At 37.9% G+C, this 19,307-nt stretch carries 19 protein-coding genes; 6 read left to right on the top strand and 13 right to left on the bottom strand.

Annotated elements, in window-relative coordinates; translation table 11 throughout:
- Nucleotides 1-57: 57 nt before the first annotated feature.
- Complete coding sequence (locus HCU67_RS11615) at nucleotides 58-756, top strand: DUF4294 domain-containing protein (protein WP_168552782.1); 699 nt, start codon at nucleotides 58-60, stop codon at nucleotides 754-756.
- A 1-nt stretch (nucleotide 757) separates the two neighbouring features.
- Here HCU67_RS11615 and HCU67_RS11610 read toward each other — a convergent pair whose 3' ends face one another.
- Nucleotides 758-991, bottom strand: coding sequence for a DUF6095 family protein (locus HCU67_RS11610; RefSeq protein ID WP_168552781.1), 234 nt, complete (start codon nucleotides 989-991; stop codon nucleotides 758-760).
- 57 nt (nucleotides 992-1,048) lie between these two features.
- Between HCU67_RS11610 and HCU67_RS11605 the strand changes: the two genes are divergently transcribed.
- The gene (locus HCU67_RS11605) at nucleotides 1,049-2,380 is read left to right on the top strand and encodes a GntP family permease (protein WP_168552780.1); all 1,332 of its coding nucleotides are present in this window, start codon (nucleotides 1,049-1,051) and stop codon (nucleotides 2,378-2,380) included.
- Here the strand turns inward: HCU67_RS11605 and HCU67_RS11600 are convergent.
- The 10 genes from HCU67_RS11600 to HCU67_RS11555 all read right to left on the bottom strand — a co-directional run bounded on the left by HCU67_RS11600 (nucleotide 2,370) and on the right by HCU67_RS11555 (nucleotide 14,857).
- Nucleotides 2,370-3,272, bottom strand: a complete 903-nt coding sequence (locus HCU67_RS11600; RefSeq protein ID WP_168552779.1) for a DUF4249 family protein — start codon at nucleotides 3,270-3,272, stop codon at nucleotides 2,370-2,372. The genes HCU67_RS11605 and HCU67_RS11600 overlap by 11 nt on opposite strands.
- Nucleotides 3,269-4,171 carry a DUF4249 family protein gene (locus tag HCU67_RS11595; protein ID WP_168552778.1) on the bottom strand — a complete coding sequence of 301 codons (903 nt, stop codon included), beginning with the start codon at nucleotides 4,169-4,171 and terminating at the stop codon, nucleotides 3,269-3,271. The genes HCU67_RS11600 and HCU67_RS11595 overlap by 4 nt, the downstream gene beginning before the upstream one ends.
- 2 nt (nucleotides 4,172-4,173) lie before the next feature.
- Nucleotides 4,174-6,573: a TonB-dependent receptor gene (locus tag HCU67_RS11590; RefSeq protein ID WP_168552777.1), complete on the bottom strand. Its 2,400-nt coding sequence runs from the start codon at nucleotides 6,571-6,573 to the stop codon at nucleotides 4,174-4,176.
- Nucleotides 6,574-6,735: 162 nt separating this feature from the next.
- Nucleotides 6,736-8,955 carry an NADP-dependent isocitrate dehydrogenase gene (locus HCU67_RS11585; RefSeq protein WP_168552776.1) on the bottom strand — a complete coding sequence of 740 codons (2,220 nt, stop codon included), beginning with the start codon at nucleotides 8,953-8,955 and terminating at the stop codon, nucleotides 6,736-6,738.
- Nucleotides 8,956-9,536: 581 nt separating this feature from the next.
- Nucleotides 9,537-9,887: a 50S ribosomal protein L19 gene (gene rplS, locus HCU67_RS11580; RefSeq protein ID WP_168552775.1), complete on the bottom strand. Its 351-nt coding sequence runs from the start codon at nucleotides 9,885-9,887 to the stop codon at nucleotides 9,537-9,539.
- Between the two features lie 123 nt (nucleotides 9,888-10,010).
- Nucleotides 10,011-10,685: a tRNA (guanosine(37)-N1)-methyltransferase TrmD gene (trmD, locus tag HCU67_RS11575; protein ID WP_168552774.1), complete on the bottom strand. Its 675-nt coding sequence runs from the start codon at nucleotides 10,683-10,685 to the stop codon at nucleotides 10,011-10,013.
- Between the two features lie 34 nt (nucleotides 10,686-10,719).
- Nucleotides 10,720-11,124: a GNAT family N-acetyltransferase gene (locus HCU67_RS11570; RefSeq protein ID WP_246865770.1), complete on the bottom strand. Its 405-nt coding sequence runs from the start codon at nucleotides 11,122-11,124 to the stop codon at nucleotides 10,720-10,722.
- A gap of 57 nt (nucleotides 11,125-11,181) precedes the next feature.
- Nucleotides 11,182-11,817 carry a tRNA (guanine-N1)-methyltransferase gene (locus tag HCU67_RS11565; protein WP_168552773.1) on the bottom strand — a complete coding sequence of 212 codons (636 nt, stop codon included), beginning with the start codon at nucleotides 11,815-11,817 and terminating at the stop codon, nucleotides 11,182-11,184.
- Nucleotides 11,818-11,890: 73 nt separating this feature from the next.
- Nucleotides 11,891-13,339: a glyceraldehyde-3-phosphate dehydrogenase gene (locus tag HCU67_RS11560; RefSeq protein WP_168552772.1), complete on the bottom strand. Its 1,449-nt coding sequence runs from the start codon at nucleotides 13,337-13,339 to the stop codon at nucleotides 11,891-11,893.
- Between the two features lie 123 nt (nucleotides 13,340-13,462).
- Nucleotides 13,463-14,857, bottom strand: a complete 1,395-nt coding sequence (locus HCU67_RS11555) for a trypsin-like peptidase domain-containing protein (protein WP_168552771.1) — start codon at nucleotides 14,855-14,857, stop codon at nucleotides 13,463-13,465.
- 118 nt (nucleotides 14,858-14,975) lie between these two features.
- Here HCU67_RS11555 and dapF point away from each other — a divergent pair, with 118 nt between their 5' ends.
- From dapF to HCU67_RS11535, 4 genes are all read left to right on the top strand, one after another.
- Nucleotides 14,976-15,764, top strand: a complete 789-nt coding sequence (dapF, locus tag HCU67_RS11550; RefSeq protein ID WP_168552770.1) for a diaminopimelate epimerase — start codon at nucleotides 14,976-14,978, stop codon at nucleotides 15,762-15,764.
- Complete coding sequence (locus HCU67_RS11545) at nucleotides 15,758-16,282, top strand: GNAT family N-acetyltransferase (RefSeq protein ID WP_168552769.1); 525 nt, start codon at nucleotides 15,758-15,760, stop codon at nucleotides 16,280-16,282. The genes dapF and HCU67_RS11545 overlap by 7 nt, the downstream gene beginning before the upstream one ends.
- The gene (gene mltG / locus HCU67_RS11540) at nucleotides 16,279-17,325 is read left to right on the top strand and encodes an endolytic transglycosylase MltG (protein ID WP_168552768.1); all 1,047 of its coding nucleotides are present in this window, start codon (nucleotides 16,279-16,281) and stop codon (nucleotides 17,323-17,325) included. Before HCU67_RS11545 ends, mltG begins: the two co-directional genes overlap by 4 nt.
- 151 nt (nucleotides 17,326-17,476) lie before the next feature.
- Entirely contained in the window at nucleotides 17,477-18,115 is a 639-nt protein-coding gene (locus HCU67_RS11535; protein WP_168552767.1) for a hypothetical protein, read from the top strand.
- A gap of 11 nt (nucleotides 18,116-18,126) precedes the next feature.
- Here HCU67_RS11535 and HCU67_RS11530 read toward each other — a convergent pair whose 3' ends face one another.
- Complete coding sequence (locus tag HCU67_RS11530; RefSeq protein WP_168552766.1) at nucleotides 18,127-18,855, bottom strand: SAM-dependent methyltransferase; 729 nt, start codon at nucleotides 18,853-18,855, stop codon at nucleotides 18,127-18,129.
- A complete protein-coding gene (locus HCU67_RS11525; RefSeq protein ID WP_168552765.1) occupies nucleotides 18,845-19,306 on the bottom strand; it encodes a low molecular weight protein-tyrosine-phosphatase in 462 nt (153 codons plus the stop codon). The genes HCU67_RS11530 and HCU67_RS11525 overlap by 11 nt, the downstream gene beginning before the upstream one ends.
- Nucleotide 19,307: the final 1 nt, after the last annotated feature.

Genomic DNA, 19,307 nt, shown 5'->3' with positions numbered 1-19,307 from the left:
TAATATGCACCTAGCATTATCGTTAATTTTGATGCGATTTTAGCTTTAAATGGTTATATGAAGAAGCACTTTTTTGCTTTGTGTTTTTTTACTGTTGCTTTGGCCTTAGGTCAACAAAAGGAAAACGATTCTATTTACGAACGTGAGTTTGATTCAATATATGAGTATTACGTGCGCTTCGAAGGTGACTCTATTCTAAGAAGTTCTATTGCTCTTGACGAAGTTTATCTTTTTGGTAAATTGGAATTTGCTGATAAACGAGAACGATTACGGTATTATATTCTTAGGCGCAAGACTTTAAAAGTATACCCCTATGCTAAAATGGCGGCAGAGCGTTTGGTCGAATTGAATGACAGCTTAACGTATATTAAGAAGAATAGGCACAAGAAGCGATATACTAAAAAGGTTCAGAAATATATTGAAGGCGAGTTCTCAGAAGAGTTGAAAAAATTGACCCGTACCGAGGGTCAAATATTGGTTAAGTTAATACATAGACAGACCGGTACTACCGCTTTTGGATTGGTGAAAGAACTTAGAAGTGGTTGGCGTGCCTTTTGGTATCAAACTACGGCCAAGGCCTTCAAAATTAATTTGAAAAAGGAATTTCATCCCGAATTGGAACATGAAGATTATCTTATTGAGGATATCCTTCAAAGGGCGTTTGCCACAGATAGGCTGAAACGGCAAGAATCCGTCTTGGATTACGATTATGCATCACTAACTAATAAGTGGAAAAAAGACAATACTAAGAACTGATTTATTTGTTCTTTTTTCCAAATACAGCGTCCATTACGATTTTTACAGAGCGAAAACCCAGATAAATTGCCAAGATTGCCAATAATAGTCCTACTAGCAATACTGGCCAGAACAATACATTTTCTTGATTTTTAAAGGCCTGATATATAATTGTAGGTGCCAGGAACATCGCCCCAATGGTGTAAAGAAACGACTTAATCCCTTTTACTAGTAAATCTTTATCAGTTCTTCTCATCAGTGTCTAAAGTAGTAAGAATCACTTATATTTAAGCAGTACTGTTTTTAGTTTTATATGGAGTTTCTTGTTCTCATAATACAGATTGCCTTTATCATTATAGCAACGGTACGGTTCAAGTTACATCCGGTAATTTCGTTGGTATTGGCTGCAATTTTTGGAGGGTTTGGTTTTGGCTTGACCCCTGCTGAGATTACAACGAATATTTCAAGTGGTTTTGGAAACACCCTATCTAGTATTGGCCTTGTCATTGCTTTTGGAACAGTAATAGGTATTTTCTTAGAACGTACCGGTGGCACTAAAGTAATAGCCATGAGCATATTGAAAATGGTCGGCTTAAAACGTTCCGCCCTTGCATTGAATTTGGCCGGCTTTGTAATCTCAATTCCAGTATATTGCGATTCAGGCTTCGTTATTTTATCATCTTTAAACAAGGCCCTAGCAAAAAAAACTGGACTGCCGGTACTATTTTTCGCAATAGCACTAGCAACAGGATTATATTCTGCCCATGTTTTTGTACCACCAACACCCGGTCCTTTAGCTGCAGCTTCAATCTTGGATGCTGATTTGGGAGCGGTACTTTTATTGGGTTTAATAGTGGCCTTACCCGTTTCTTTAGCCGGATATTTTTGGTCGCTATGGGTGGGCAAGAACTTGTTGCCCGAAGCAGAAACCGAAAATCACAATAAGCTAACAGAAGAGAACGATACAATTGTATCAATAACACCGTTTCAGTCCTTTCTTCCAATTTTAGTGCCCATCATTCTTATAGCTTTTAAATCCATTGCTGACTATCCTTCAAAACCAATGGGAGAGGGCTGGTTAAGTGCTACTATGATTTTTTTTGGTAATCCTACAATTGCTTTACTTGTTGGGGTTTTAGTGGTGCTGGTAATCAATCGGTCATTAAAAAGTTATGACTCCGGTGATTGGATGAAAGAAGCCATGAAACAGGCTGGGGCGATAATATTGATTACAGGCGCCGGAGGCGCTTTTGGTCAAATAATACGCTCCATAGATTTTGCCACAATGCTTGGATTTACTTCCAATTCAGGGATTGGAGGTTTATTTATTTGTTTTGGAATTGCGGCTCTGTTGAAAACCGCCCAGGGATCATCTACCGTTTCAATTATAACTACGGCAGCCATCGTCGCTCCATTGATAACTACGTTTGGCCTCGAGGATTCTAATGAAAAAGCCTTGGCCGTTCTAGCTATTGGGGCGGGCGCAATGACAGTTTCACATGTTAATGACAGCTATTTTTGGGTCGTTTCACAATTTTCGAATATGAAACTGAAAACAGCTTTGAAAGGTCATACTTTAGCTACCCTTTTTCAAGGTTTGGTAGCCATTCTGCTTATCTCTTCCTTACTACTTATTATTCGATAATCAGAGAAGTCTTGTTTTCCTCAACTACTGCGAAATAACCCAAGGCGAACGATTGGGGGCGACCTACGTTGTCAAAGATTTCAATATTGTCCAAACCTGTCACGTCGAACATATTACCCCTTACCGTAGCGGCAGGAGTTTCAAAAACACCACCATCGTTTTCTGTTTGCTCAACCAATAAATCCATATAATTAAAGAACTGCTGATCTGCTCCCAATATACTTACTTCGAGTTCTTGACCCGATGCTAAGTCTTCGTCGTAGAAGTATGAGAATTGAAATTGTTGTCCATCAATAAACTGATCATCAACTGCCAAAAAATTTCCAAATCCAAAGTCAAAAACATAAAAATTTTGTTGGTCAGCGAGGTCGGTAAATTTCACTTCGATTTCGGTATCGTCTTCATCAAAAAGTGTTTCGTTTCCTTGTCTTATTTCATCAATCGGAACAGTTGGCACATACATGGTTTGGCCTGCATACCTTCTGCCTTTATGCTCTACAATTAGAAAAAAAATGGTCTCTGCGCTAATGGAGGCCGTTCGAATTCGGTCATCAACATCATTGCCAATAGTATCGGGTTCGTAAATTCCGGTTCCAGGTATGTACTCACGTAATTGTGACCTTCCCAATTGAAATTGTGTAGCATCTAAGGAATCACGTAAACCAGCCAAAATAACGGCACTTTCCAGCTCTGTTATGGTATTGTCCCCGAAAAACCCAGAAGATTCCGTAACCTTTATAGCAATCGGCAAAAATTCTTGATTGGCATCGACCCTTACGATGCCATTCACCACCAACCTAGTCTCAGGTTCTTGTAAATCAACGTCTATGACCTCTTCACAAGAAAAGATAATAAATAGAAATAATCCTAATAGAATTGGATAGGGTTTCATTCCAAAATAATAGTTCTTTTGAATTCTTGAACTACAGCAAAATAACCAAGTGGAAATGCATCTGGTCTGTTGACATTATCAAAAAGTAGGTTGTTGTCCAAACCTGTCACATCAAAGACATTACCGCGCACGGTTGCCGCAGGAGTTTCGAATACACCACCGTCGCTTTCCGTTTGTTCTACAAGTAAATCCATATAATTGAAAAAGTCCAAGTCCGCCCCCAAAATACTTATTTCCAATTCTTGGCCTGCCTCTAAATCCCTATCAACAAAATAGGAAAATTCAAATTCTTGTCCGTCGATAAACTGGTCGTCAAGGGCCAAAAACTCTCCTTCATCAAAATCAAAGAGATAATAATTATCAACATTAGCTTGATCGGTTATTGTGATTTTCAGTTCCTTGTCATCCTCATCAAATAAGGTTTCCGTACCCTGCTCTAAATTATCAATTGGTACTGTTGTAGCGAATGGGGTTCTAGCGGCATATCTTCTTCCCTTGTGCTGCATTATCAATATAAAAACCGTATTTGGTGTAATAAGGCTAGTTGGAATTCGCTGATCGCCATCAAAACTTGGGTCTGGAACATAAATTCCACTACCGGCATCCAATTCAGTCAAAGATGAAGATTTGATATCATTAATGATTTCCGGCGCATCTGGGTCAGGTTCGCCATAAAATATAACTGCATTATCATCAAGTTGCGTGGGAATATTATTTTCAAAAAAATTAGTGGTTTCAGATACCTTAATCTCAATTGGAATGAATTCTTGGTTCAGGTCAACCCTCAGTAATCCGTTGACCACTAGCCTAGGTTCCGTGGTCTGCAGTTCTACATCAATTACATCCTCACAAGAAAGTAAGCTGACGACTACAAATAGTATAAAAGTGTACTTTCTCATGATTAAAATTTAAAGTTATAAGTTATCGATGGTACAACACCAAAAATCGAGGTTCTGACCGCTTCGTTTCTACCGGTATCTTGATTCTGTCTAAAGTTTATTGATGCGGCATTCATCCTGTTATAAACGTTATAAACGCTGAACACCCATTCAGATTGAAAGGAACTCTTTCGGTTCTTTTTTGGGGTAAGCGTTGCAGAAACATCCAATCGATGGTAATCAGGTAATCTGGTTTGGTTTCTAAGACCAAAAAATGGTACTACCAATCCTTCAAATTCAAACTGACCAACAGGATAATTGGTCGGTTGACCGGTCTGATAGATAAAGTTGGTATTGAATCGCCATTTATCGTTCAATTCATAATTACCATAAATTGAAATATCATGTGTCTTATCATAAGGAGTACTGTACCATTCTCCAAAATTGATTCCTGTTTCCTCATTTGATCTTCCATTATCCGTCACAGGTTCTCGGCCGGGTGTTCTTTGTTCTGAGCGAGAAAGTGTATAGGCCAGCCAGCCTTGAAATTTCCCGGTATTTTTTCGAAGTAATAATTCTAGACCATAAGCTCTTGCTTCTCCATTTAGAATTACCTGTTCAATTGCATCATTGGCAATGAGGTCGGCACCATCAATGTAATCGATTCGATTTTGGATGTCTTTATAGAAACCCTCAAGCTCTAAACTGTAATTACCATTATTAAAATTTTTAAAATATCCGAGGGCGTATTGATCAAGTAATTGTGGCTCAATAAAAGGTCCACTTGGGGTCCAAACGTCAAGTGGGGTAGGAGAGCTTGTATTAGAAAGTAAATGTAGGTATTGTGCCAAACGGGTATAGCTTGCTTTTATGGAATTATTGTCATTTATGGTATATGCCATTGAAACCCTTGGTTCCCAATTAAAAAAGGTTTTTAAATTGGTTCCTCTACCAGGGTTAATCGTATCTATGGGTGTAGCCTCGCGATAGACCAATTGAAATGGGTCAAATAGTACAGGTTGGTTATTTTGATAAACAAAAAGCTCGTCTTGTCCTAGTCTACTGAACATACTAGCCCTTAGCCCATAGTTGACACTTAATTTATCGGTTAATTTCTGTTCAATATCAACATAGGCTGCAGCCTCGTTAGCATATTTCTTTGTTAGTTGGTCTTCAAGAATTCCTGAATCGGCACTATTGGGGCGAATGAATCCCGGATTAAAAACATAGTATATGTTATTCAAACCGAAATTGATCTGGAGCTTATTATTGATGTAGTGTTTTAAATCATATTTGACATTAAAATTTTGAATACCAGAATCCCACTCAAAACCTACGAAATCCAATTCAAGGCCATAGAAATAATCAGAATAAATCAACGAAAGGTTGGAAAAGAGCTTATCTGAAAAGAGATGGTTCCATCTAAAATTACCAACAGCATTACCATAGGTGTTGACGAAACTATCGCTGATACTAAAAAGGTCGCGACCGAAATAACCCGATAGGTAGATGCTATTACGGTCGTTTATTTTATGGCTGATTTTGGTATTTAAATCGTAGAAATAGGCTCTATTATCTATATCAAAAAGAGGGAGGAAAAGATGGGCATAAGAAGCTCTGCCCCCTGCTAGAAATGCAGTCTGATCTTTTTTAATTGGTCCCTCGACCAGTAAACGACTTGCTACTGCACCGATTCCTCCACTTACCTTGACCTCTTTACTATTACCTTCTTTCTGAAATATCTCCAATACCGAAGATACCCGACCTCCATATCGGGCAGGTATACCTCCTTTGAATAGCTTAACATCTTTAATTGCGTCTGGATTAAAAACAGAAAAGAAGCCAAAAAGGTGGGAAGAGTTGAATATAATGGCCTCGTCTAAAAGAATGAGATTTTGGTCGGCTGCTCCACCTCGCACATTAAAGCCTGATGAAGCTTCACCGGCACTGGTGACACCGGGTAACAACAACAAAGATTTTACAACATCTGCCTCCCCCAATACAACAGGAATCTGCTTTATGGTTTTTACCTGTAAACCAGCGACACTCATTTGTGGTTTACGAATATCCAATCGTTCTACATTTTCAGTCACAACCACCTCAGATAACTCTTCTGCCTGTTCTTGTAGATTAAAGTCAATGTTTTTGTCGCTATTTAAGTTTATGGTGCGTACAATTTCTTGAAATCCCAAATAACTTACCAATACCTGGTACTCCCCTTTAGGCAGTGTTATTGAGTAGAAACCATATTCGTTGGTAGTCGTACCCGATTTTAACTCGGGAAAAGCAACCGTAACCCCAATTAGGGTTTCATTACTGGCAGCTTCCCTAATTGTTCCACTTAGGGTGAATCTAGTTTGGGCGTGAGAAAAAGTACTTAAAAAAACAAGGACAAGGGCTAATCTTTTGGTGGTATTTGGCATTTAAAAAGGCTTAGTCAAAACGAGTTAATTAACTTGAACACTTCCTGCAATTTCAAGAAGACATACCTTATTTTCTAAGGGCTATCTTTTTCATGAGCAAGAAGATAGTTCAAGATAGTTAATGCCGCCATGTTGACGAACGTCTTAACGCTTTTTTAAACTTTAGCTTAGGTCTTCAAGTATGGAATTGAATGTACTGCTAGGTCTCATTGCATTCGAAACAAGTTCAAAATCAGGAAGATAGTAACCACCAACATCAACGGGTTCACCTTGAACACTTAATAGTTCATTAAGAATGGTTTCTTCCTGCTTTTTAATTTCTTGGCTGATTTTCTCAAAAGTTGCTTTTAAATCCTTATCCTGACTTTGATTTGCCAAAGCTTCGGCCCAATAATTGGCTAAATAAAAATGACTACCTCGAGTATCAATCTCGTTTACTTTTCGTGAGGGTGAACGATTCTCATCCAAGAATTTTTCAGTGGCTTCACCCAGAGCTTCTGCAAGTACTTGGGCTTTTGAATTCTTGTTTATGTTGGCATAGTGCTCCAATGAAACTTCCAAAGCCATAAATTCCCCTAACGAGTCCCACCGTAAATGATTTTCCTCGAGAAACTGTTCAACATGTTTTGGAGCAGAACCACCCGCACCGGTTTCAAAAAGGCCCCCACCATTCATTAACGGAACGATTGACAACATTTTTGCACTAGTGCCCACTTCAAGAATAGGAAAAAGGTCGGTTAAATAATCGCGCAATACATTGCCCGATACTGAAATGGTATCTTGTCCATTTTTCAATCTCTTTAGCGTGAATTTTGTCGCCTCTATTGGAGATAGAATATGAATTTCCAATCCAGAAGTATCGTGTTGTGGTAAATAGGAATTTACTTTCTTAATGATTTCTGCGTCATGAGCACGGTTTTTATCTAGCCAAAATACTGCCGGTGTAGCAGTCGCTTTAGCTCTGGAAACCGCAAGCTTGACCCAATCTTGAATTGGTAAATCTTTTACTTGGCACATGCGCCAGATATCACCTTTTTCGACTGAATGTTCAATTAGAACTTCACCTGTTTCGGCATTCACAACGGCAACAGTTCCGTTAGCTTGTATTTCAAATGTCTTGTCGTGAGAGCCATATTCCTCTGCTTTTTGAGCCATGAGGCCTACATTGGGAACTGTTCCCATGGTTGTAGGGTCAAATGCCCCATGCTCTTTGCAAAAGTCGATGGTCGCTTGGTAAACACCGGAATAGCTGCTGTCTGGTATAAGGGCTTTGGTATCTTGTGTTTCTCCAGCAGCATTCCACATTTTTCCAGAATTCCGAATCATAGCAGGCATTGAAGCGTCGATAATCACGTCACTTGGAACATGAAGATTTGTAATTCCCTTATCTGAATTTACCATGGCCAAATCAGGCCCATTTTCCAACCCGTTTTTAATAGCTTCCCTGATTTCTATGGACTTTTCTTTTGGTAGCTCACTTAATTTATCAAACAAACTTTCCAATCCGTTTCTTGGACTAATACCAACTTCTTCAAAGTAGTCGCCATAAGTATCGAATACCGCTTTAAAGTAATTCTCAAGAACATGACCGAAGAGAATTGGATCGGAAACCTTCATCATGGTTGCCTTTAAATGAACTGAGAATAATAAACCGTTTGCTTTCGCATCTTCAATTTCTTTAGAAATGAAATTCACCAACTCCCTTTTTTGCATAACGGAGGCGTCTATTATTTCACCTTCTAACAATGAAATACCTTCTTTTAAGACCTTTTTGCTCCCATTGGAATTGTGAACAATTTCCACAATTAGGGGCTGGGTTGTGGTCAATGATTTTTCATTTGAACGAAAATCCCCTTTGTTCATGGTGGCAACATGGGTTTTAGAGTCTTTCGACCATGCCCCCATTGAGTGTGGGTTTTTTTTGGCGAAATTTTTAATTGGTTTTGGAGCCCGTCTGTCTGAATTTCCTTCGCGTAAAACCGGGTTTACCGCACTGCCTTTGATTTTATCATAGCGAACTTTAATCGCTTTTTCTTCTTCGTTCTTAGGTTCTGCAGGATAATCGGGTAGGGCATAACCCTTACCTTGTAATTCTTCAATGGCCTCTTCCAATTGTGGAATGGAAGCACTAATGTTTGGTAGTTTAATGATATTGGCATCTGGAGTTTTTGCTAACTCTCCAAGGATTTCCAAGTCATTTGAAATTCGCTGTTCTTCGGTCAAAAATTCTGGAAAAGTTGCAATAATGCGACCAGCAAGAGAAATATCTTTTGTTTCCAATTGAATGTCAGCCGTTTTTGCAAATGCCTGTACGATAGGAAGAAAGGAATAAGTCGCTAGTGCTGGTGCTTCATCGGTTTTTGTATATCGAATCTTTGACATGTAGAAAGGTTGTTTTTTTTGCCGTGCAAATATACAACGAAACCGATTATTACTGCTTTAACCATCACTAAAATCAACATGGAAGAGTCGAAAAAAGTAAAAGCCATATTCTTACATTGCTGCTAGAATATGGCTTTTGTTTTGAAATCGTTTCATGCTCACCAAGTTGCCTTGGCTTTAACTGAAGTTTGCATCGAACCGCTTTCGGTGTTCATTACCATTGAAATGCAATAACGCTGTACCATCACATTCAATGTGTATTTTTTTGCTTGATTGGTCAAAATCTCAAATTGCTTTGTGATTTGCACACCGAACAAGTTTCCCTAAAGTTTTCACTTTAGTTCTTAAATTTCTTTTTCCGAAGAAAATTTCCATTCCAAATTCAATACTCGTAAGAACGATAAATCATAATGCTATTGTTGAATAACTCCATGATTTGAATCAAATGTAGGCACAGAATGCCCAGCTAAAAAATTTTCAAGTGTTTTAAAATCAACAATTTATAAACTACACTTATTAACAATTGTTCATAAAAAAAGCACCTAAACTAGGTGCTTTTACTATTGTTATAGAGGTAGTTATTATTTACGGACCTCTTTAATTCGTGCTTTCTTACCAGTCAATCCTCTGAAATAGAAGATTCTCGCTCTTCTTACTTTACCTCTCTTGTTGACTTCAATTTTTTGAAGGGCTGGCATGTTCAATGGAAAAATACGTTCCACTCCTACCGTACCCGACATCTTTCTTATGGTGAAGGTTTCAGTAGAGCCACTTCCTCTGCGTTGTATTACAACACCTCTAAAGAACTGTGTACGTGTTTTTTCACCTTCCTTGATTTCGTAATACACCGTAATTGTGTCTCCAGACGAAAAATCAGGGAAATCCTTTTTTTCAACAAATTCGTTCTCTACGAACTTAATTAAAGAATCCATTTTAAAGCTTTTTTGGACATTTGCTAAATACAACGTTCACGATTTTCGTCAGAGGTTGAATTTATAGGCTGCAAAAGTACTTCTTATTTTATAACTGACAAGCGATAACAATCTTTTTTGCTATCATTTCAATAAATCTGGCCGCAATTTTGAAGTTCTTTCCATTGCTTTTTGTTCGCGCCATTTTTCGATTTTACCAAAATTTCCACTAGTTAAGACCTCGGGAACCTTGTTGCCTTTATAGTCCGCTGGTCTAGTGTAAACCGGAGGAGCCAACATATCGTCTTGAAAAGTATCCGTAAGTGCTGAAGTTTCGTCATTCAGAACGCCTGGCAATAACCGTATTATCGCATCTGAGAGAACTGCGGCAGCGAGTTCACCTCCAGATAGTACATAATCTCCAATCGAAACTTCTTTGGTTACAAATACGTCACGGACCCTTTGGTCAACACCCTTGTAGTGACCACAGAGCATTATGATGTTTTGTTTTAATGAAAGTTCGTTTGCGATTGATTGATTTAAGGTCGTTCCGTCAGGAGTCAAATAGATAATTTCGTCGTAATCACGCTGCGACCGTAATTTTGAAATGCATTTATCGATAGGTTCAATCATTAAAACCATGCCGGCTCCACCGCCAAATTGGTAATCATCTACTTGTTTATAACGGTTTGAAGAATAATCCCTAAGATTATGAAAATGGATTTCAACCAATCCCTTATCTATGGCACGTTTCAAAATGGAGGCTTCAAATGGACTTTTTAAAAGTTCAGGAAGTACTGTAATAATATCGATTCGCATATTAGCTCGACTTAATCAAAATTAAAGATTGTACCTATTTGGGATTTTTCCAGAAATAGTGAAAAAAGTCCGTGTCTTTTTTCCAGCCCAATTTTTCATATAGGTATTGAGCAGGATTGTCCACCGCTGTTTCCAAGGCTAAACCCTTATACCCATTATTTGAGCAGAAGGATTTTGCTATTGTAAGTAATTTTTCTCCAACGCCTAATCCACGAAAATCTGGTGTGACATATAAGTCATTTAAAATTAAGAATGGCTCCATAGAAACAGAGGAAAATGTAAAGTACAATTGAGTGAAGCCCATTGCTTTCGCTCCAACCTTGGCCATAAAAATGATACTTTCATTTTTATTCAATCTGCTACTTAGAAATTTTTCAGCGGCTTCTAAATCAGAATTTTGATTGTAGAATACCCTGTATCCGTCAAACAACGGAACCAAATCGGGAAGTTCTTTTTGAGAGACCCTAACAATTTGAATACGGTCTTCGATAGTCAGCTATTTTTTTGCTCTGTTTTTATTTATTTCGTCCTGTAGTTGACGACTTATCTTTTGTTCTCGTTCCAAAGCCCTTCTTCGATGTTGCTCAAATTCATCCTCCAAATTAGCTAAAGCAGACTTGGCTTGAACAGTTAAAAAGTTGCTATTCCTAAACTTATAGATAAAAATCAACAAAAGAAAAAGTAGTACAAGGATTATCGTCCAAACTATACCTCTGTACGCTCCTTTTGATACCATTACACCAAAGAATGACATGCTATCCTTCTCTTCATTAAGTGTTTTAAGACTTTCAGAAGTTTCACTCAATTGCGATTTTAAGCCATCAATTTCAGTTGTATTCTCTGCAATTGTATTCCTTAGGCTCAACAGTGATTTATTGGCTATTGAAAGACTGTCTTGAACGTTTTTCATGAACTTATTGAGTTCGCCTATGCGAATAACTTCATAACGAATTCCATTTGCACTGTAGTTACCCCCTCTTTTAAGAAGGTATTGGTATTGCTCGTTAACGGTTCCGTTTTCCAAGTTGGTTGTTTCCGATTTGGTTTGACTTGGAGTGTTTTGTGTGGAGTCTTGTTGGCTAAAGCCAAAATAAGCAATAGAAATTGCCAAAAAGAAAATAATTCGCTTCATTGATTCATCACATTTGGGTAAGCGAAGTTAGTGAATATTAATATTCACATTTTCCACTTGACTCTTGAGTTAACTAGTAATATGTAAATCTTCGGACTTTAGCTATATACTTTGCTAGTCGAATTACTTGATGCGAATAACCATATTCGTTATCATACCAGACATAAAGTATTAGGTTAAGACCGTCAGGTGTTACTAAAGTTGCCCTACTATCATAAATTGATGGTGCAGAGGTTCCAACAATATCTGAAGAAACCAACTCATTGCTCATTGAATATTTGATTTGTTCAACCAAATCGCCTTCAAGAGCATACTTTTTTAGAATTGTATTCACCGCTTCTACAGAAGTCTTGTTTTTAACTTTTAAGTTCAGTATTGCTAATGAACCATTAGGCACTGGAACTCTAATGGCATTGGAACTAAGTTTGCCTTCCAAGGCCGGAAGTGCTTTTGAAACAGCTTTTCCGGCTCCAGTTTCAGTAATCACCATATTCAACGCAGCCGCACGTCCCCTTCGGTACTTTTTATGCATATTGTCTACCAAGTTTTGATCGTTGGTATAGGCATGAATTGTTTCCAAATGGCCATGTTCGATGCCTAATGAGTCTTCAATAACTTTGAGAATAGGGGTGATAGCATTTGTTGTGCACGATGCAGCTGAAAATATTTTTGTTTTATCAGGATTATGCTCTCCATGGTTTACCCCGTGCACTATATTCGGAATTTCTTTTCCAGGTGCGGTCAATAGAACCCTACTTGCGCCTTTCGCCTGTAAATGGCGGGAAAGGGCTTTTTTATCTCGAAATGCACCAGTATTGTCAATAATCAATGCATTGTAGATATTGAATTTGGTATAATCGATATCTTCTGGAGCGCTGCTATTGATAAAATGAACCGTGGTGCCATTAATAATTAATGCCTCTCTTTCAATATCAACTTCTACAGTACCGCTGAATTGTCCGTGTACTGAATCGGTCCGGAGCAGAGCAGCACGTTTTTCTAGAATCTCTTGAGTAATTTCACCTCTGGTTACAACTGCCCTAAGCCTTAATTGATTACCCTTGCCTGTTTTGGCCATTAATTCGCGCGCCAGAATTCGACCAATTCGTCCAAAACCATAAAGGACTACGTCTTTAGGTTTTATTTCTTTATACTCTCCCGCTTCTTTAAGCTTATCCAGAACAAAACCCTTGACATTCAAGTCGTGATTGTCTTGAGAATGGTATTCATAGGTCAATTTGCCAATATCCAACTTAGCAGGAGGTAGGCTAATATCATTGATAGCCCTTAAAATCTCTACAGAATCAAATATTGAAATTGGCTTTTGAACAAATTCGCCAGCATATTGATGTAGGTTGATGATGTCACTTACATTTTTATCAATGACTTGATTTTTAAAAAGCACCACCTCGATGGATTTATCATACCACAAATCACTTATGATCTTAATGAATTCCGTAGTGGCTTTTCTGCGGTCAGCTTGAAAGGCAAGTTCCTGTTCGTAGGATTTTAATTCGCTCATTTTTTATTGGTGAAGTTTAAAAATTGGCGCAAAATTAAATATTTCAAACGTTTTCGTGAAACATTTTTAAGCATAAAAAAACACCCTTGAAAAAGGGTGTTTCAAACTATTTTAAGAAGTATTTTATTGAAATATTAAGCGCTCACGCTCACCATTCTCGTCAATTAGTGTAATACTGGTTCTGCCGTACCTCGAAACATTTGAGAATGCTTTCTTTGCGTCTTCAATATCTGAAATGTCTTGATCATCGAGCTTTACAATCACCTTGCCCTCAAGGTTATAACTGCTATAGCCTTCGGGAACTGCGGTAATTTTAACTCCTTCATCAAGTTTAAACTGCTTTTTATCTTGTTTACTTAGATTTTTGACTACAAAGCCCATTACCGGAACTTGAATGGTTTGATTTTTCATCAGAGTTACTGGTAAAGTCACTAATTTGCCATTTCGATCAACGGTGACATCAACTTTGTCTTTTGGTCTTTTTGCCGATAAATATCCCGTGAGTTCAGAAAACTTTCTGATCTTAACATTATCAACTTTTTTGATAATGTCTCCTTCTTGAATACCTGCTTTTTCCGCACCAGAGTCTTCTTCTACTCGACTCACATACACGCCTTCAATTTCATCTATTCCTAATTCTAGAGCTTGTCTTGATTCCCTTAGAACGGTACCTACTCCCAAAATGCCCTTTTGTACATTTCCAAATTCCAATAAATCATCGACAACCTTTTTGGCAATATTACTGGGAACCGCAAAAGAATAACCAACATAAGAACCAGTTCTTGATGTAATCGCAGTATTAATCCCTATTAAATCACCATTGGTATTGACCAAAGCTCCTCCACTATTTCCTGGATTCACTGCTGCGTCTGTTTGAATAAAAGATTGGTTTCTTCCCAATGATCTTGCCTTTGCACTGACAATGCCGGCAGTGACCGTAGATGTAAGATTGAAAGGGTTACCTACAGCAAGAACCCATTCGCCAATTTTTGCATTATCTGAATCTCCAAAGGCCAAAAAAGGAAGGTCATCTTCAGCTTCTATTTTTAAAAGTGCAATATCAGACGCTTCATCGGCTCCAACAACCTTAGCTTCATAAGACCTATTATTATTTAGTGTCACTTCTAGTTCAGAAGATCTCGCAATTACATGATTGTTCGTAACAATGTAACCATCAGGTGATATGATTACACCTGAACCCGTGCCCACCTGGGGTCTTTGTGAACCTTCGGAACCATATGAAAAAAGGTCAAATAAACTATTCGGAGCGCTTTTGCCCAATGTCATGTTTTTAACGTGTACTACGGCGTTAACCGTTTTTTCCGCTGCCAATGTAAAATCAACTTCATTGATACCTGCGCCCTTAGCCGAGGTTCCTATGCTGGTTGCAACAAAAGGGGTATCCTGTGCCTCTAAAACTATTTTATTCGATTTTTTTTCCAAGAATAATTTGTAGGCTCCAAGAGTAAATGCGCCAGCAAATAATGCTACAATAAATAATTGTGCTGTTCTTTTCATTGTTCTATTTATTTTTCATTTAGCAGTTTAAAATTATACCAATATCATACCATTTTTAACAGTTTAACGCCTTTTTAACTGCAAAATAAACCTTAACGAATTCACTTATATTTGCTCGATGAAAAGGACTTTTCCACTTCAGTTTTACAAATATCAAGGCACTGGGAATGACTTTATAATGCTTGATAATAGACAGCAATTCTTTCCAAAGCAAAATACCAAGTTGGTAGCAAAGCTTTGTGACCGAAAGTTTGGTGTAGGAGCTGATGGACTTATATTATTGGAAAATGACAACATGTCAGATTTCAAAATGGTTTATTACAATTCTGACGGAAACGAAAGTACAATGTGCGGTAATGGGGGAAGATGTCTTGTGGCTTTTGCAAAGGCCATAGGTATTATTTCCAATGAGGCAACGTTTAACGCGATTGATGGTATCCATCATGCTAAAATTATAGATGGTATTGTAGGTCTTTCTATGAATGACGTAGACAACATTATTGAAAAGAGAAATCATTTTTACCTAAATACAGGTTCCCCACATCACGTTCAAATGGTTGAAGAGGTTGCTAAATTAGATGTTCAAAAAGATGGCGCGAAACTGCGTTATGGTTTATATGGTGAAAAGGGCAGTAATATTAATTTTGTTCAACAGACTGCAGAGAATGCCTTTAGGGTCAGAACCTATGAACGAGGAGTTGAAGATGAAACCCTTTCATGCGGAACCGGCGTAACTGCTGTTGCCCTAGCAATGCATTTTAGTAAAAGGACAACTACGAATAACATTATCATTGCCACAGAAGGGGGTGAATTAAAGGTTAGTTTTGATTTGGTTGGAGATGGTTACACTAATGTTGAATTAACTGGACCAGCCGATTTGGTTTTTAAAGGAGAAATTGAATGGTAAACTTAAATGGCCAAAAGATTTTTTTAAGGGCATTGGAACCGGCTGACCTTGACTTCCTATATAAGATAGAGAATGATACTGCAATCTGGGAAATCAGTGGCACCCAAAAACCATATTCAAAATCAACATTAAAAAAATATCTTAAGAACGCCCACCTTGATATTTACGAGATTAAGCAATTAAGATTATGCATCTGTAAAAAGACCGGAGAATCAGTTGGGTTTATTGACTTGTTTGATTTTGATCCCAACAACAAGAGGGTAGGGGTAGGCCTTATCGTCGCCGACGAGGAGCATAGAAACAAAGGTTTTGGTAAAGAAGCTTTAGGGCTAATTTGTGAATTCGCTCTAGGTCATTTAGATGTTCATCAGGTTTATGCTAATATCTTAGAAGAAAACAAGGCAAGCATTCATTTATTTGAGAGTGAAGGCTTTGCAAGGGTTGGTACAAAGAAAGACTGGATAAGAGCGGGTTCTGGTTTTAAAAATGAAATTTTATATCAAAAAATCAAAAAGTGAGTAATCTAAAAAAAGTACTCTGGGGAACGGTTCTTTTGGGTTTGGTCATCTGTGGATTTGCGGCCTATTCCATATACAATGCTATTTTCTCGCCTAATACCAATTTTAACAATACTGAGGCATTTGTTTATATTTCGTCAGATGCAAATTTTGATAACGTTAAGACCCAACTTACCCCTCTTATTAAGGACATGAGGTCCTTTGAAGCAGTCGCACAAAGAAAAGGTTATGTAAACAATATTAAGGCCGGAAAGTATGCCCTAAAAAGGGACATGAACAATAATCAAATTATCAACACACTTCGTAGTCAAAATATACCGGTACGAATAACTTTTAACAATCAAGAAAGCCTTAAAAGCTTGGCCCAAAGAATTTCAGTTCAAATAGAGGCAGATTCGTTGGAGTTGGTTGAGGCGATGACAAATTCTGATTTCCTTTCTAAAAATGGATTCAATGATGATTCCGCTCTCGGAATGTATTTGCCTAACACTTATGAATTTTTCTGGAATACTTCTGGAACTGATTTTCGTGATCGAATGTTTAATGAATACAATAAATTTTGGGAAAGCTCTGGTGATGGTAAAGCCAAGGATTTGAAAATGACCCGAAATGAAGTGATTTCTTTAGCATCAATTGTTCAAAAAGAAACGGTAAAAGTTGATGAACGCCCAAGGGTGGCAGGTGTATACTTGAATAGAATACAAAGGGGAATGATGTTGCAAGCGGATCCGACTGTTATTTATGCGATAAAAAAAGAAACCGGAAATTACGATACCATAATCAAACGGGTATTGTATCGGGATTTGGAAATTGAATCACCTTATAACACGTATAGAAATACAGGAGTTCCCCCCGGACCAATATGTATGCCTGATATTTCATCTATTGATGCCGTACTTAACGCAGAGGACCATGACTATTTGTATTTCGTTGCCAATGTGGAGAATTTCGGTTACCATAAGTTCGCAAAAACAGGCCAACAACACAACCGAAATAAGCAACAATACATCCGATGGTTAAATCAACAAAATATCAACCGATAGGTGTTTTTGTCGGATAAATCGTACCGATTAACGTATTTTAGGTATGATTTAGGAGTTTCTTAAGACATTTAGAAAACCACAGAGAACATTCCCCCGTATATTTGCCGACTGAAATTTCGAGCCTGGTTTTTAGGCTCTAAAGTTCAACTATATGAAAAAATGGATTAGTACTTTACTGCCCATAACAACCATATTCGTATTGACCAGTTTTGGTCCAATGGGTTTTCTTTCAAATAATGTTGAGGTTCCTGAAATTCTCAAAACTGATTTGGATAGACCAACACTAGTCGTATCTGAAGAAGTTGCTTTAGAGGAGATTTCAGATAATCTTGTTTTTCTTGGTGAGGAGTTTATAGGTTTTAAAGAAGAATTGGGTTTCAAAGAGTCCCAAGGCAGATATGATACCATAAACAAGCTGGGTTATTTGGGTAAATATCAATTTGGGAAAAGTACTTTGAAAATGCTCGGCATTTCAGACGCCGATAACTTTCTTCAAAGTCCTGAGCAACAAGAAAAAGCTTTCAAGCTTAATGTTGCTCGGAATAAATGGATATTGAGGCGCTACATTAAAATATTCTCTGGTAAGATAATTAATGGCACTGAAATTACTGAATCTGGTATAATCGCTTCTGCCCATTTAGCTGGCGCGGGCAATGTTAAGAAATACCTTCGCTCATACGGCCGGGAAGACACATCAGATGTATTTGGCAGTTCTGTTGGGTACTACATGAAGAAATTCGGTGGCTTTGATATCTCGTCAGTCGCACAAAAACACAATCCAAAATTTTAAAGGAAAACAGGCTAGGCTTGTATTATAAAAATTGCCGGTCTTTTATTCAATTCTAACTGAATCTTATTCCACTCCCTTACGGTCTTGGTAGCTATATACTCACTTTCCAATGTGATATCAACAGCAATACAAAGTCGTGTTTCAGGTTGCAATCGCTTCAAGAGCTCAACTATTAATTTGTCATTGCGATAAGGGGTTTCAATAAAAATTTGCGTTTGCCCAAATTCTCTTGAATTTCGTTCAAATGTTTTAATCATTTTGGTCCTTTCCGCAGCATCAATGGGCAAATACCCATTAAATGCAAAACTTTGTCCATTCATTCCACTAGACATAAGAGCTAATAAAATAGAGGATGGACCAACTAATGGAACAACCTGGATTTTCTTCTCATGTGCAATTCGCACCACATCTGCTCCTGGGTCTGCAATACCCGGACAACCTGCTTCAGAAAGTAGGCCAACGTCCAAACCATGGATACAAGGATCAAGAAAGCCAGGTATTTCGGCAGGGTCGGTAAACTTATTTAAATGCTCAAAATGTAAATCTGGCTGCGATTTGCTAGGACTTATTTTTTTTATAAAACGACGCGCTGTTTTTTCGTTTTCAGCAATAAAATGTTGTATTGATTCAATTTTTTGCTTGACGGAATACGGCAAAACCTCTAATGGGGCACTGTCTCCCAATGTAGTGGGAATCAAGTATAAGTTCCCAATTATCAAATTCGGTTTGTTATCTCCCATTATCAACTAAGTTGGATGAAACAGCTTGGCAAGCCTCATGAATCATCTCAAAAACAGCATCGAAACCGTTTGGACCACCGTAATAGGGGTCCGGTACTTCGTGTATTCCCAAATCTACTTCTTTTAGAAGTAGTTTTACTTTCAGTTTTTCTGACTCGTTATTGGCAAGTGCAATGATGTTAAGATAGTTGCTCTCATCCATGGCGTAGATTAAATCAAAATCTTCAAAATCTTTTGGCTTAAATTTCCTTGCTCTCTGGTCGGTGATATCCAACCCATTCTTTCGAGCAACTTCAATTGAACGAGGGTCTGGTAAAGAACCAACATGATAACCCCCTGTACCAGCCGAATCAACGGCAATGTTTTTAAGGTCAACCATTGATTTTAAAATACCCTCAGCCAATGGAGACCTACAAATATTACCAAGGCACACCATTAATACTTTGGTCATT

The sequence above is a fragment of the Croceivirga thetidis genome, from assembly GCF_012272815.1.
GTDB lineage: Bacteria > Bacteroidota > Bacteroidia > Flavobacteriales > Flavobacteriaceae > Croceivirga > Croceivirga thetidis.
This window is presented reverse-complemented; position numbering and strand designations above follow the sequence as displayed.